The sequence below is a fragment of the Lacimonas salitolerans genome (genome assembly GCF_042677865.1).
GTDB lineage: Bacteria > Pseudomonadota > Alphaproteobacteria > Rhodobacterales > Rhodobacteraceae > Lutimaribacter > Lutimaribacter salitolerans.
Genome location: NZ_JBHUDD010000135.1, coordinates 1 through 14453, shown reverse-complemented (window position 1 = coordinate 14453; position 14453 = coordinate 1). Strand labels below are relative to the sequence as shown.

Annotated in this window: 10 protein-coding genes and 1 tRNA gene; 4 read left to right on the top strand and 7 right to left on the bottom strand. The window is 62.2% G+C overall.

Annotation, left to right across the window (positions count from 1 at the left end):
* Positions 1-237: 237 nt before the first annotated feature.
* From ACFTOW_RS14690 to ACFTOW_RS14675, 4 genes are all read right to left on the bottom strand, one after another.
* Positions 238-1422: an amino acid aminotransferase gene (locus ACFTOW_RS14690; protein ID WP_379916994.1), complete on the bottom strand. Its 1185-nt coding sequence runs from the start codon at positions 1420-1422 to the stop codon at positions 238-240.
* Positions 1422-2279, bottom strand: coding sequence for a 3-mercaptopyruvate sulfurtransferase (gene sseA / locus ACFTOW_RS14685; protein WP_379916992.1), 858 nt, complete (start codon positions 2277-2279; stop codon positions 1422-1424). The genes ACFTOW_RS14690 and sseA overlap by 1 nt, the downstream gene beginning before the upstream one ends.
* 64 nt (positions 2280-2343) lie before the next feature.
* Positions 2344-2817 carry an SsrA-binding protein SmpB gene (gene smpB, locus ACFTOW_RS14680; RefSeq protein WP_379916990.1) on the bottom strand — a complete coding sequence of 158 codons (474 nt, stop codon included), beginning with the start codon at positions 2815-2817 and terminating at the stop codon, positions 2344-2346.
* 158 nt (positions 2818-2975) lie between these two features.
* Positions 2976-3881, bottom strand: coding sequence for a LysR family transcriptional regulator (locus ACFTOW_RS14675; protein WP_379916988.1), 906 nt, complete (start codon positions 3879-3881; stop codon positions 2976-2978).
* Positions 3882-4048: 167 nt separating this feature from the next.
* On the opposite strand from ACFTOW_RS14675, the gene ACFTOW_RS14670 reads away from it, so the two are divergent.
* Positions 4049-4945 (top strand): DMT family transporter, encoded by an 897-nt coding sequence (locus ACFTOW_RS14670; RefSeq protein WP_379916986.1) that lies wholly within the window; start codon positions 4049-4051, stop codon positions 4943-4945.
* A gap of 35 nt (positions 4946-4980) precedes the next feature.
* On the opposite strand, the gene hemE is transcribed toward ACFTOW_RS14670, so the two are convergent.
* Positions 4981-6012, bottom strand: coding sequence for a uroporphyrinogen decarboxylase (gene hemE, locus ACFTOW_RS14665; protein ID WP_379916984.1), 1032 nt, complete (start codon positions 6010-6012; stop codon positions 4981-4983).
* Between the two features lie 99 nt (positions 6013-6111).
* Between hemE and hemC the strand changes: the two genes are divergently transcribed.
* Both hemC and ACFTOW_RS14655 read left to right on the top strand, forming a co-directional pair.
* Positions 6112-7074: a hydroxymethylbilane synthase gene (gene hemC, locus ACFTOW_RS14660; protein WP_379916982.1), complete on the top strand. Its 963-nt coding sequence runs from the start codon at positions 6112-6114 to the stop codon at positions 7072-7074.
* 89 nt (positions 7075-7163) lie between these two features.
* Positions 7164-7240 (top strand) — tRNA-Met (locus ACFTOW_RS14655).
* A gap of 259 nt (positions 7241-7499) precedes the next feature.
* Here the strand turns inward: ACFTOW_RS14655 and ACFTOW_RS14650 are convergent.
* A complete protein-coding gene (locus ACFTOW_RS14650) occupies positions 7500-7988 on the bottom strand; it encodes an Lrp/AsnC family transcriptional regulator (RefSeq protein ID WP_379916980.1) in 489 nt (162 codons plus the stop codon).
* Between the two features lie 131 nt (positions 7989-8119).
* Between ACFTOW_RS14650 and ACFTOW_RS14645 the strand changes: the two genes are divergently transcribed.
* Positions 8120-11590: an indolepyruvate ferredoxin oxidoreductase family protein gene (locus tag ACFTOW_RS14645; protein WP_379916978.1), complete on the top strand. Its 3471-nt coding sequence runs from the start codon at positions 8120-8122 to the stop codon at positions 11588-11590.
* Positions 11591-11628: 38 nt separating this feature from the next.
* Here the strand turns inward: ACFTOW_RS14645 and ACFTOW_RS14640 are convergent, their stop codons facing one another.
* Positions 11629-13923, bottom strand: a complete 2295-nt coding sequence (locus tag ACFTOW_RS14640) for a hypothetical protein (RefSeq protein ID WP_379916976.1) — start codon at positions 13921-13923, stop codon at positions 11629-11631.
* Positions 13924-14453 lie beyond the last annotated feature (530 nt).

Sequence of the window (14453 nt, the reverse complement as noted above, 5' to 3'; positions counted from 1 at the left end):
TCAAGTCCGCCGACGAAATCCTCGCCTCCGTCAAAAGGTTCTGCCAGAAAACACTGGCAGGAACTTCAGACTCAGGTGACTAGACCGAATGGGCGAGCCGACAGAGCCGCTTTCTTTGAAAGAAAGCGGCCCGAAATCTTGGCAAGATTTCGGCGCTGCCCTGATTGGAAATCGCAAAAAACCATACGCACCCGCATATGCATGATCCGTGCACAGGATGCGTATGGAATGTGAGCGTCAGATTCCGACGTCGATGATCGCCTTGGCCAGAATCGGCGCAGTGGTCTGATTCAGCCCGGCGATGTTCATCCGGCTGTCGCCCACCATGTAGATCCCATGCTCGGCCCGCAGCCGCTCGACCATCTCGGGGCTCGTGCCAAGGCGCGAGAACATGCCGCGATGCTGGCCCAGAAAGGCAAAGCGATCCGACCCGGATAGGCGCTGCAACTCGCCCGCCAGTTGCTCGCGCAGGCCCAGCATCGACAGGCGCACATCCTCCAGCTCCGCCGCCCAGTCGGCGCGCAGCTCGGGGCTTTGCAGGATCGTTGTCACCACCCGTGCGCCATGATCCGGCGGAAAGGAAAAGTTCTGCCTGTTCAGATAGTTGAGCGTGCCCTGGGTCAGCGCGCGCAGCCCGCTGTCCTGCGCTACGGCCATCAGGATGCCGGTGCGTTCGCGGTAGACGCCGAAATTCTTGGAACAGCTTGCCGCGATCAGGGTCTCGGGGCAGGAGGCGGCCACCAGCCGGGTCGCGGCGGCGTCTTCATCCAGCCCTTCACCAAAGCCCTGATAGGCGATGTCGATCATCGGAATCGCCCCGGTGCGGTTCAGCAGGGTCACCACCTCCTGCCACTGTGTCATGTTCAGGTTGGCCCCGGTCGGGTTGTGACAGCAGCCATGCAGCAGAACCACATCGCCGGGCTTTGCACTGCCCAGATCGGCCATCATCCCGTCAAAGTCCACACCGCCGGTGTCGGCATCGAAATAGCGGTATTCAACCATGGGAATACCCAGATATTTCAATATGCTGACGTGGTTTGGCCAAGTCGGGTTCGACACGAAGACGCGGGCATCTGCATTGGCCATGCGGATCATTTCGAACGCCTGGCGCACCGCGCCGGTGCCACCCGGAGTCGCCGCCGCCGAGACCAGATCGCGCGCAACGGCGTTGCCCAGAACCAGATCGATCATGGCATCGCCGTAAGCCGGATCTCCCGGCAGGCCGACATAGGATTTGGTGGTCTGTTCTTCCCAGACCTTCCTTTCGGCGGCCTTGACCGCGCGCATCACCGGCGTGACGCCTTCGGCATTCTTGTAGACGCCCACGCCAAGGTCGATCTTGGTGTCGCGGGGGTCTTCCTTGTACAACTGCATCAGTTGCAGGATCTTGTCGGCGGGTTGTTCCTTGAGCGAGGAAAACATCATGTCTCTCCGGTTGCGACGGGCAGGGTGGGGAAGGCCCCCCATTCGGCCCAGGACCCGTCATATAGGGAATGGTCGGTCTTGCCGATACGCTCGAGCGCAAGGCTGATGATGGCGGCGGTGATGCCCGATCCGCAGGTGGTGATCGCGGGTTTGGACAGATCGACACCCGCATCGGCGAACGCGGCGCGCAGGGCATCGGGGGATTTCATCGTGCCATCGTCGTTCAGAAGCATCTGGAAAGGCACGTTTTTCGATCCGGGGATATGACCGCTGCGCAGACCCTCGCGCGGTTCGGGGTCCACCCCGGCAAAGCGCCCGGGAGAGCGCGCATCCAGAATCTCGTGATCGCCCAGTTTCGAGGCAGAGGACACCTGTGTCACATCGCGCACCAGATGGGCCTGACGGCGCACCGTCATGTGACGGTCGCGGATCATCGGGGCCATGTCCTCGACCGGGCGCCCCTCGGCCAGCCACTTGGGCAGACCCCCGTCCAGCACGGCGATATTGTCCTGCCCCATCAGCCGGAATGTCCACCAGACGCGCGCGGCGGAGTGGGTGCCGATCTGGTCATAGACGACAACCTGATGGCCGTCGCCCACGCCCATCGCCCGCATCCGGCTCATGAATTTTTCCACCGGCGGGGCCATGTGGGGCAAGGCCGAGCGGTGATCCGACACCTCGTCGATGTCAAAGAAGCGTGCACCGGGGATATGCGCATTCTGATAACCCGCCAACGCGTCGAGGCCCATCTGCGGCAGCGCCCATGTCGCATCGATCACCCGCAGATCAGGATCCTTGAGATGCGCAGCCAGCCAGTCGGTGGAAACCAGTGTCTTTGGGTCGTCCTGTGCCATGATGATCCCCCGGAATTGTCTGGCCTATTGCCTACAATGAGGGCGGGAGGCTGGCAAGGGCGCGTCAGTTATCCTTGAGCAGGCGCTGTTTCTGGCGGTTCCAGTCGCGCTTGGCCTCGGTCGCGCGCTTGTCGTGGTTCTTCTTGCCCTTGGCGATGCCGATCTTGAGCTTGGCGATGCCGCGATGGTTGAAATACATCACCAGCGGCACCAGCGTCATGCCCTTGCGTTGCGTGGCGTTCCACAGCCGGGCCAGTTCCTTGCGGGATACCAGCAGCTTGCGCTTGCGCCGCTCGTCATGGCCAAAGGTCTTGGCCTGCACATAGGGCGCGATGTAGCTGTTGGTCAGCCACAGTTCGCCATCCTCGACCATGGCATAGCTTTCGGCGATATTGGCGCTGTTAACGCGCAGCGATTTCACCTCGGACCCTTCCAGGATGATGCCGCATTCCAGGTCATCCTCGATGGCATAATCATACCGCGCGCGACGGTTTTCCGCGATCACCTTGTAGTTCGGGTCTGATTTTGTCTGGGCCATCGCCGTGTCCTAACGCCTTGCGCGGATGCTGTCCATCGGTCGGCATATGTGGGGGCAGGGATGGTGTGCGAAAAGGGGACGGGGCGGGCAGTGCCATCGTCACAAACGAAAAAAGGCGCGTGGGATGCCCGCGCGCCTTTTCCCAACCAGATCACCATTTACCAATCCGTAGGCCCCTTGTCGTTGAATGTGTCGACAAGGAAATCAATGAACGCGCGCACCTTGGGCTGGGTGAACCGGCCCGGCGGGTAGACCGCAAAGATGCCTTGGGTTTCCACCGGCAGGTCGGGGATCGCGTCCGTGACCAGCCCCTTTTCCATCGCATCCGCATAGAGGAACGAGGGCAGATAGGCGATGCCCAGACCCGCGATGCAGGCATTGAGCAGCGATTGCCCGTCATTCACGCTCAGCCAGCCGGCGGTGCGGACCTGCCGTTTCTCGCCCGAGGGCGCGGTCAGTTTCCACACGTTGCCCGCCGACTGGTTCGAGTAATGCAGCAGCTTGTGATCGTTCAGATCGTCGATCTTCTGCGGGCGTCCGTATTTCTGGAAATAGGACGGCACGGCGATCATCCGCTTTGTCGTCTCGGTCAGCTTGCGGGCGCGCAGGCTGCTGTCTTCCAGATCGCCGATCCGCACGGCCATGTCGAAGCCTTCGGAAATCAGTTCGACGTAGCGGTTGTTCAGCACCATGTTCACCGTGATCTCGGGATACTCCTGCAGGAAATTGCCCAGAACGGGCGACAGGTGATTCACGCCGAAATCGGTGGCCACGCTGATCCGCAGCAGCCCCGAGGGCGCGGATTGCATGGAGGTGACCAGCGCATCCGCTTCGCCCGCGTCATTCAGCACGCGGCGGGCGCGGTCGTAATAGGCAAGGCCGATCTCGGTCGGACTGACGCGCCGCGTGGTGCGGTTCAGCAGACGTGAGCCCAGACGGGCCTCAAGGCTCGACACATGCTTTGACACCGCGGATTTGGAGATGCCCAGTTTCTTGGCGGCGTCCGTGAACCCGCCCTGATCCACGACGGTGGCAAATGCCTCCATTTCGGTCAATCGGTCCATGCGTCGATACCCTCAATCATTCTTTTTCAACGCCGTGTATGGTGCTGAAATCGGGCAGGACTTTGGCGATGGGCAGACAATACAGCGGTTTTGTCTGGGATCGTTAATGGCAGGGAAACATCGTTTTCGCAGTTGCAGCCGCGCGCCGGTTGCTCTTTGGTGCGGGGATGAGTGTTTCATCCCCCGATCAGGACGATAGCCTGTTCTGGCGCGCCGCGCCGGTGATCTTCGTGCTGTTCTGGGCGGGGGGATATACCTTTGCCAAGCTTGGCCTGCCCTATATCGAGCCGATGACCCTGCTGGCGCTGCGCTATGGTCTGGCGGTGCTGGTGTTGCTGCCCGTGCTGCTGGTGCATCGCCCGGTCTGGCCGCGAGACGCCGCGCATTGGACGGTGGTGGCGATCTCGGGCTTCGTGATCCAGTGCCTGTATTTCGGCGGGGCCTATGTGGCGATGGAAAACGGCATGAACGCGGGCACCACGGCGCTGATCATGGCGTTGCAGCCGATTCTCGTCGCCTCGCTTGCGCCGCTGGTTGGGGCAGGGCGCGCGGGAGTTCGGCTGTGGCTGGGCCTGCTGCTGGGATTGCTGGGCGTGGTGATCGTGATTCTGGGCGGGCGCACGGTGGGGCCAAGCCCGTGGGTCGCCGTGCCTTTCGCCGTGGCGGCGCTGCTGGCAATCACCGGCGCCACGCTGTTTGAAAAATGGCACGGACGGCGCACCGATCCGATCGTCGGTGGCATCGTGCAATACGCGGTGGGTTTTGCCGTGATGGCCCCGGTGGCGCTGTGGTTCGGGCTGGGACAGGTGATCTGGACCGGCGATCTGGCGATTTCGCTGGCCTATCTGATCCTTGCCAATTCCATCGTCTCGATCAGCCTCTTTGTCGGGCTGGTGCAGCGGGGCGATGCAACAAAGATATCGTCGCTGATGTATCTTGTGCCACCCTTGGCGATGCTGGTTGCGTGGCTGGTTCTGGGCGAGGTGATGACGCCCGTGGCAATGGCCGGCATGGCGGTCTGCGTCACCGGCGTCTGGCTGGTCAACCGGGCATCGCGGGGGTGATGCCGAGGGTGGGCCAGAAGGCCCACCCGGGTCGATTACATGCCGCGCACCGTGTCGATCATCAGCTGCACGTTGTCGGGGTTGGCATCCGGGGTGATTCCGTGACCAAGGTTGAAGATATGCGGCCCGCCCTTCAGCGCATCGACGATGCGGCGGGTTTCATCCACCAGCGGCTGACCGCCGGTGACCATGTGGCTGGATTTCAGGTTGCCCTGCACGCAGCCATCGACCTGCACGTTCTGCGCCACCCATGCGGCATCCACGCTGTCATCCACGGCCACGCAATCGGCCCCGGTGCGCTTGTGGAATCCGATATAGCCGTCGCCTGCCTCGCGCGGGAAGGCGATGATGGGGGTGGACGGGTGGCGCGCCTTGAGGTCGCGGATGATGCGCGCGATCGGGGCCTCGCTGAAATCGGCGAAATCCTGGCCCTTCAGGCTGCCGGCCCAACTGTCGAAGATCTTGACCACCTCGGCCCCGGCGTCGATCTGTGCCGACAGGTATTCCACCGTCGCGTCGGCGATGCGGTCGATCAACTGGGCGAATGCCGCGCGATCCGCCGCCTTGAAGGCATGGGCCGCCTTTTGCTCGTCCTTGCCCTTGCCGCCGATCATGTAGGTGGCGACGGTCCAGGGGGCCCCGGCAAAGCCGATCAAGGTCGTCTCGCGCGGCAGTTCGCGCGACAGGATGCGCAGGGTTTCATAGATGGGCGCAAGCGTCTCGTGCACGTCGGAGGCGGGGCGCAGGGCGGCCACCCCGGCGGCATCGGTAATGGTGGACATGCGCGGGCCTTCGCCCTCGGCGAACCACAGTTTCGAGCCCATCGCCTGTCCGATCAGCAGTATGTCGGCAAACAGGATCGCCCCGTCGAACCCGTAGCGGCGGATCGGCTGCAACGTCACCTCGGCGGCCAGATCGGGATTGTAGCACAGCGACAGAAAATCCCCGGCCTGCGCGCGCGTGGCGCGGTATTCGGGCAGATACCTTCCGGCCTGCCGCATCATCCAGATCGGCGGCGTGGCCTGAGTTTCACCGGCCAAAGCCTTCAGGATCGTCTTGTCTGCCATGGGCTGTCCTTTCGCATTTGTGTTGTCGTCCCCCCCCGACGACACAATGTCAAGCGCAGGACGCTTGTCAGGGCAACCTGACACGTCTAAGCAATGCGCATGACGACACAATTGCCCAGCCCCGCCTCGCCCCTTCGGATCGGAACCCGCGGTTCGCCGCTTGCCCTTGCGCAGGCGTATGAAACCCGCACCCGGCTGATGCGCGCCTTCTCCCTGCCCGAAGAGGCGTTCGAAATCGTGGTCATCAAGACCACGGGCGACAACCGCGCCATGATCGACGCCGACCGCCCGCTGAAAGAGATCGGCAACAAGGGTCTGTTCACCAAGGAAATCGAAGAGGCGTTGACCGAAGGCCGGATCGACATCGCCGTGCATTCGATGAAGGACATGCCGACGCAGCAACCCGCCGGCCTGATGCTGGATTGCTACCTGCCGCGCGAGGACACGCGCGATGCGTTTGTCAGCGTGACGGCAGACAGCCTGCAGGATCTGCCGCAGGGCGCGATTGTCGGGTCGTCCTCGCTGCGCCGCCGCGCGCAGTTGCTCAACAGGTTTCCGCATCTTCAGGTGGTCGAGTTTCGCGGCAATGTGCAGACCCGGATGAAAAAACTGCAAGATGGCGTGGCGCAGGCGACATTCCTGGCACAGGCCGGGCTGAACCGGCTGGGCATGGCCGAGGTCGCCAAGCAGGCCATCGCTCCCGAGGACATGCTGCCCGCCATCGCACAAGGTGCCATCGGGATCGAACGTCGCACCGACGATCTGGATTCGGCCGCCATGCTTGAAGCGATCCATGACGGCCAGACAGGTCAGCGGCTGGCAGCCGAGCGCGCGTTTCTGGCGGCTCTCGACGGCTCGTGCGAAACCCCCATCGCCGGTCTGGCCGAGCTTGACGGCAACACCCTGCGCCTGCGCGGCGAGGTGCTGCGCCCAGACGGGTCCGACCGGATCGGGGCCGATCGCACCGCCCCCATCACGGACGGTGTGGCATTGGCACAGGCCATGGCGCGCGACCTGCTGGACGAGGCAGGACCGGGTTTCTTCGAATGGATGTGGGACTGATCGGCAAGCTTGAGGTTTGCCAGATGAAAAAGCGCGATTTCCGGGCTTGACCACACCGGCCTTGTCCCATAAATCCCGCGTCACTCAGTGGCGGAGTAGCTCAGTTGGTTAGAGCAGCGGAATCATAATCCGCGTGTCGGGGGTTCAAGTCCCTCCTCCGCTACCAAATTTCCCGGTCAGATATGAATTGGCAAAAGCGGTGCGCTAGGTTGCGTCAGGTTAATGGGTCTGCGCTTTGCCTGAAAGGCAAAATTTGGCGATTTCAGCACGCATGATACCGTGATGGGGCCAGTTGAAAAAGTGACGTAGGGCGCACAAGCATTCACATCACCCAAGCGGCAATAATTCTCTGGCTCCGTGGCGATCCCGGTTCGACGGCCTGGTTCTAGCGATAATGCACGGCGATCTGTCGCGACAATTGCCGACTAGCGACCTGTGTCCGAGCTGACCGGGATCATCGTCGTGTGCTTGATGCGCCGCAAGGCAAACAGGGTCGAGGTATTGGCGACGCAGTCCAGTTCGAGGATCCTGCGCATCAGGATGGTTTCGAAATCCTCGATATCGCGCACGACAAGGTGCAGCATGTAATCCCAGTCGCCCGATGTCGAATAGACCTCGACAATTGTCGGCTCTTGCTCGACCGCGCGTTTCAGTGCGTCTCGGGCCGCCGCATCCTGTGATTTCATCCGCACCTGACAGAACACATCCATGTTCCTGCCGATCCGGGCCGGGTTCACGATCCGCACGGGTGGACCGATCACCCCGTTGTCCTCGAGGCTTTTCAGCCTGCGCCAGCACGTCGCGGGTGAACTGTTCGTGGCCTCGGCAAGGTCGGACACGCTGAGCGAGGCATCGGTTTGCAGGATTGGCAGCATTTTCAGCTCAACCGCATCAAGTTGATAAATTTTTTTCATCCTCTCCCCAACTGTGAGAATTTCTGATCATATCCTGCCCTGATGAGAGCCAGAGTGAAAGCACATATCACAGGATTGGCGTACACTTGGTCAAAGCTGATCTGGCATCGTCCGCCAGACAAGGGGGAACCATGACCGACCAGACGCCGATCCTGCACAACTACGAACTGTCCGACCGCTACACGCGCAGCAGCGGCCGCGTGTTCCTGACCGGCACGCAGGCCATCGTTCGCATCGCACTGGATCAGGCGCGTCGCGACAGGGCGGCGGGTCTGGACACGCGCGGGTATGTCTCGGGGTATCGCGGCTCTCCGGTCGGGGGGGTCGACCTTGAGATCGGCAGCCATCAGGAACTGGTGGCCGAGGCGGGCATCGAGTTTCTGCCCGCTGTGAACGAGGAATTTGCCGCGACCCAGATGATTGGCACCCAGCAGGTGGAAACCGACCCTGACCGGACGTGCCAGGGCGTTTTCGGATTGTGGTATGGCAAGGGGCCGGGGGTGGACCGGGCGGCGGATGCGCTCAAGCATGGCAATGCCTATGGCGCGTCGCCCTACGGGGGCGTGCTGGTGGTGACGGGTGACGATCACGGCTGTGTCTCGTCCTCGATGCCGCATCAGTCGGATGTGGCCTTCATGAACTTTTTCATGCCGACGCTGCACCCGGCAAACGTGGCCGAGTTCCTGCCCTTTGCCGAATGGGGATACGCGCTGTCGCGGTTTTCGGGGATGTGGGTCGGGTTCAAGGCAATTTCCGAAGTGGTCGAAAGCGGCATGTCGTTCGACCTGCCGAAGGATCGCGTGTTCGTCGCCCCCGACTATACCCCGCCCAAGGATGGCTTGCACTATCGCTGGCCGGACCTGCCTGGCCCCCAGATCGAAGAGCGGATGGAGGACAAGAAAGAGGCGGTTCTGGCCTTTGCCCGCGCCAATCCGATCGACCGGGCCGAATGGGGCCATGATGCCCGGTTCGGGATCGTGACCACCGGCAAGTCGCATCTTGATGTGCTCGAGGCGCTGCGCCTGCTGGGCATCGACCGGGCCCGCGCGGCCGAGATCGGCATCGACATCTACAAGGTCGGGATGGTCTGGCCGCTGGAGGGGCAGGGCGCGCTGCGCTTTGCCGCCGAAAAGCAGGAATTGCTGGTGATCGAGGAAAAGCGCGGCATCATCGAAAGCCAGCTAAAAGAGCATTTCTACGATGTTCCCGGCCAAAAGCCCAACCGCATGGTCGGCAAGTATGACGAACATGGCGCGCGTCTGGTGCCTTGGACGCACGAGTTGGGCGCGGTGATGCTGGCCCGGATCATCGCCGCCCGGCTGGACCGGAACTTTCCCGATCTGAACCTGACACCCGTGGCCGAGGCCGCCGCGACACCACCCAGCCTGATCGACGTGCAGGGTGCCGCGCGCACGCCCTATTTCTGCTCGGGCTGTCCGCACAACATCTCGACCAAGGTGCCCGAGGGCAGTCAGGCGCTGGCCGGGATCGGCTGTCATTTCATGGCAAGCTGGATGAACCGCAACACCACCTCGCTGATCCAGATGGGCGGCGAGGGCGTGAACTGGGTCGCGCGGTCGAAGTTCAACGGCAACCGGCATGTGTTCCAGAACCTTGGCGAAGGTACCTATTACCATTCCGGCTCGCTGGCGGTGCGACAGGCGATCGCGGCGGGCACGAACATCACCTACAAGATCCTGTTCAACGATGCCGTGGCGATGACCGGCGGGCAGTCCGTGGACGGGCCGATCTCGGTGCATCAGATCGCGCACAGCATGCTGGCCGAAGGGGTGAAGAAGCTGGTTGTCGTCTCGGACCAGCCCGAGGGGTTTCGCCAGTCCGATTTTCCGGCGGGTGTCAGGATCGAACACCGCCGCGAACTGGACCGCATACAGCGTGAATTGCGCGAGATACCGGGCACCACCGTCCTGATCTATCAACAGACCTGCGCCACGGAAAAACGCCGCCTGCGCAAGCGGGGCAAGATGGATGACCCAAAGAAATTCGCCGTCATCAACCCGCTGGTCTGCGAAGGCTGCGGCGACTGCTCGGTCGAATCCAACTGTCTGAGCGTCGAGCCGGTGGAAACCGAGTTTGGCCGCAAGCGAAAGATCAACCTGAACTCGTGCAACAAGGATTTCACCTGCCTGAACGGGTTCTGCCCCAGCTTTGTCACGGTCGAGGGCGGCACGCTGCGCAAATCCGGCGCCGGGGCGGATCGCGCCACGTTCGACGCCCTGGCCGGTACCTTGCACGCACCTGATCTGCCCGGTCTTGAAACGCCGTGGGACATCCTTGTCACCGGCGTTGGGGGCACCGGCGTGGTCACCGTGGGTCAGCTGATCGCCATGGCGGCCAATCTTGAACAAAAGGGCGCGTCGGTTCTGGATTTCATGGGGTTCGCCCAGAAGTTCGGCCCGGTTCTGAGCTATATTCGCATGTCAGGCAGTACGGCAGGCATCAACCAGGCGCGGATCGAACCCGGCACGGCCCATGCGCTGATCGGTTGCGATCTGGTTGTCAGCACCTCGCCCAAGGCCTCGGCCACCTATGCTAAGGGTCTGACCCGCGCGGTCGTGAACACGGCGCAGATGCCCACTGGCGATCTGGTGCAGAACCGCGATGCCAACCTGAACGCGACGGCACGACTGGAGGCGATCACGCAGACGGTGGATGCAAAGGGGCTGCACACGCTGGATGCCAATGCGCTGGCCGAGGCGCTGGTCGGGGATACCGTCTTTGCCAACGTGATGATGCTGGGGGCGGCGTGGCAGGCCGGGCTTGTTCCGCTCGGCCATGCGTCGTTGATGCGTGCGATCGAGTTGAACGGCGTCAAGCCCGAGCTGAACAAGGATGCCTTCACCTGGGGCAGGCTTGTGGTGCATGACAGGGCCGCAGTGGAAAAGGCGGCCAACCTGCCGGTGAGTACGGTCCAGACCCTGCAACAGATGATTGACCGCCGTGCCGCCTTCCTGACGGACTATCAGGATGCGGCTTGGGCAGCCTCATATCGTGCGGCGATTGAAAAGGTGCGCCGCGCGGAAACGAATGTGGCCGGAGAGGCCGGGGCCCTGACCGAGGCGGCAGCGAAGGGTTTGTTCAAGCTGATGTCCTACAAGGACGAGTACGAGGTCGCCCGCCTGCACAGCGACACCGGGTTCTATGACAGTCTGAAAGACCGGTTCGAGGGCAAGTTCACCGTCAAACATCACCTCGCGCCGCCGATGATCCCGGCCAGGACGGATGCGCGGGGCCGCCCAGTCAAGCGCGCCTTTGGCCCGTGGATGCAGCCCGCATTCCGTATGCTGGCAAGGATGAAGCATCTGCGCGGCACCCGGTGGGATGTATTCGGCCGCACTGCCGAACGCAGGATGGAACGGGCGCTGATCGATGACTATCATCGCCTGCTGGAGCGGTTGGTGGCAGGGCTGACGCCCGAAACCCTGCCGCAGTCCGCGCGGATCGCCGCGATGGTGATGGATATCCGCGGCTATGGTCCGGTCAAGCAGCAGGCGGCAATCAGGGTCATGGCCGACATCGATAAGGCCATCGCACAGATCACAAACTCTGTGCCCGACCTCGATCCCGCAAGGAAAGCATGACCTTGCACTTGCCAGCCAAAAGCCCGGTCGTCGTCTGATCAGACAAATACCACGTTGTCCAGAATGGCCCCGGTATTCGTCACCCCGGCAAAGGTCAGCGTGTCACCGTCCCCGAAGTCGAGGATCAGAAAGCCGTCGGCAGTGCGCCCGGCGAAAGGGATCAGGTCAGTCGCTGCCGGATTGCCACTGCCAAGAAGGTCGGCGTGCAAATTGATGATGTCGATGTTGGTCTGGAAGTCGGCGATGCGGTCATGGTCATAGCCCACGCCAAAGATAAACGTATCCGCTCCGAGACCGCCGAAGAGCAGGTCATTGCCGGCGCCGCCATCCAGCGTATCGTTGCCTGCGTTGCCATAGACCGTGTCATTACCGGCGCCACCATACTGAACATCGAACCCGCTGCCACCAAACAGCAGATCGTTGCCGGCATCGCCATGCAGCATATCCGCCCCGATCCCGCCTTCCAGACGGTCGGCCCCACCTCCGCCGTACAGCACGTCATTGCCTGCATTGCCCTGCAAACTGTCATTGCCTGATCCGCCGTAGAGCGTGTCGAATCCCTCAAGCCCGGCCAGCGTGTCATTACCCAAACCACCATGCATCTCGTCGAAACCGATGCCGCCGTTCAGCAGATCGTCACCGGCACCGCCAAACAACAGATCATTGCCGGCATTGCCAAGCAGCGTGTCATTGCCGCGATCACCATGGAGCGTGTCGAATCCGTTCAGACCGCGGACCAGATCGTCGCCCATCCCGCCATAGACCAGATCAAACCCGCTGCCGGCGTTGATTGTGTCATCGCCTGCGCCGCCGCGGATCGTGTCGTTGCCGGCAAACCCGGTGATCAGGTCATCTCCGCCCGTGCCGGTCAGGGCACGCGGTGCCCCGTTCAGCAGGTCGGCCAGACTGCGCACCCCGTCATCGAAGGTAAAGAACTCCACCCCCTGTACCCGGTCGGTGCCATCGGGGGCGGCGATTATCAACAGGTCGCCGTTCACCGACAGCGCGATGTCGGCAAGGTCCAGCCCGGTATAGACGGCGGTGTCGATACCGGGCCCGCCGATCAAGAGATTGTCGCCCGCGCCACCGTTCAGCGTGTCGTCACCGGCATTGCCGAACAGCTCGTCATCGCCAGCCCCGCTTTCTATGTAGTCGTCGCCCTCGGCACCGAAGACGAAAAGGTCGCCTGTCGCTGCGCCGCCGCGCAAGGTGTCGTTCCCCGAGCCACCAAAGATCGCATATTCCGAATCCGGGTTGCTGATAACCATGATCCCGCCATCCGGCGCCGCGTACTCGTTCGCAAACAGCGTATCGATCCCGATGGCCTCGGCGATGGCAAGGAAGGCGGCCTCGATCTGGGTGGTCACGGTCGAGATGAGGGCCTGCAGATCCTCCAGAATAGCTGCCGTGGCTGCGCCCAGCCCGGCAAACTGCGCAAAAAGCGGGTTGAGGGCGCTGAGAACCGCGTTTTCCACTCCACCAAAGATGTTCGTGTTGAACCCAACGCGTTCAAGAATATCGATCACGATTCCTTCGATCGTGTTCTGGATAAACCCGGCAAAGCTGGCGATCGTGTCGATGGCAGAGATCAGGTTGATCCTGGTAAAGCCGAGATTGATGTTGATGTTCAGGCTGTCGTAGATGTTGCGCAGGGTATTGGCCGCACCCTGAAACACGCCGAGCGCGGAATCGAGCCTGGCGTCGAGCTGTGCAAGTGACGGCAGGTTTGCCCTCAACGCTGTGCCGGCGTCTTCGATGTTCCGGGCCAAGGCGTCGATGGAAGGCAGAAGGTCCAGCGCCGTCTGGCGGACCTCCTGCCACGCTTCGGCAGAAAGATTGAACTCTGCCATGCGCGGGATGATGTCCGACGACGCAGGAAGCATCTCGGATCCCATCGCATCGCGCAGCAACTCCAGCTCTGTGACGCGGTTCTGCAGCGACACCTGGACCGGCTGGACAGCGGTGTTGGCCGTGCCGATCAGGATACCCGCAAACTCGACCTTTGTCCGGACCGGATCCCAGCTGTCACCAAGATTGCGCAGGATGCGGACCTGCGCCCCAAGCGCATCGCCCAGCGAGTCGGACACGCGGTCGATCTGGCGAACGGCGAAACCGATTCCATAGGGCAATCCGTCCAGAACGTTCACGATGGTCTGGTTGAGCCGGATCGCCGAGGATCGGGTCTCAAGGCGGTTGGCCAGTGTGTCGGGCAGGTTCAGTGCGGCCTCGGCGGTGATCTGGGCCAGATCCAGCGCCTGGAGCGAGCTGGACAGGCGCTCGGAATCCGCTGCTACCAGCGCCACATTTGCTTCGTAACGGTCGATTTGAGCCATGAACATACTGCCCTTGAATTGAGTGATTCGAATGAACTGCGGTTTGAAATTCCGACCAGTGTATCACGGACAGGCCCTGCCCACTGCGTGGAAACGGTTCGCCGGAGCCGCGCCACAAGGCCCGGACGACCCGCGCGTGTGGCGACGGCCGTCGAGGTGCGCCGGATCATGATGGATGAAAGGTCTGTCGCCGTAGCCATGGTGCGGATCGCCGCATCATGGACTGGTGGCTTCACGGCGAAGCCATCTGGCAAACATCTGTTCCGAACGCCCCGGCCGCAGGTTTCCACAGCAATCTCGACAAGTTGGCGTTTGACCGGTTCCATGGGATCATTGGCCGTCAAACGCGAAAATGCCTGCTTTTCAGCAGATTTTCAGGTTTGGTCAGAAAAATCGTACAGAGAGCGAAAAAACCTCTTGCGCTCTGTCGGCGCTTTCCTTAAATAGCCCTTCACCGGCGGCGCTGAGGCGCGGTTGGGGCGGGACCGAGGCGGCGAGAGTTGTTTTGGAGCTGGGAGAAAATCGAGGCA

Coding starts and splice junctions, on each gene's coding strand:
- sseA (WP_379916992.1), bottom strand. CDS start 2,279: ATGGCACAGGACGACCCAAAGACACTGGTTTCCACCGACTGGCTGGCT.
- ACFTOW_RS14675 (WP_379916988.1), bottom strand. CDS start 3,881: ATGGACCGATTGACCGAAATGGAGGCATTTGCCACCGTCGTGGATCAG.
- ACFTOW_RS14645 (WP_379916978.1), top strand. CDS start 8,120: ATGACCGACCAGACGCCGATCCTGCACAACTACGAACTGTCCGACCGC.
- smpB (WP_379916990.1), bottom strand. CDS start 2,817: ATGGCCCAGACAAAATCAGACCCGAACTACAAGGTGATCGCGGAAAAC.
- ACFTOW_RS14690 (WP_379916994.1), bottom strand. CDS start 1,422: ATGTTTTCCTCGCTCAAGGAACAACCCGCCGACAAGATCCTGCAACTG.
- ACFTOW_RS14640 (WP_379916976.1), bottom strand. CDS start 13,923: ATGGCTCAAATCGACCGTTACGAAGCAAATGTGGCGCTGGTAGCAGCG.
- hemC (WP_379916982.1), top strand. CDS start 6,112: ATGACGACACAATTGCCCAGCCCCGCCTCGCCCCTTCGGATCGGAACC.
- hemE (WP_379916984.1), bottom strand. CDS start 6,012: ATGGCAGACAAGACGATCCTGAAGGCTTTGGCCGGTGAAACTCAGGCC.
- ACFTOW_RS14670 (WP_379916986.1), top strand. CDS start 4,049: ATGAGTGTTTCATCCCCCGATCAGGACGATAGCCTGTTCTGGCGCGCC.
- ACFTOW_RS14650 (WP_379916980.1), bottom strand. CDS start 7,988: ATGAAAAAAATTTATCAACTTGATGCGGTTGAGCTGAAAATGCTGCCA.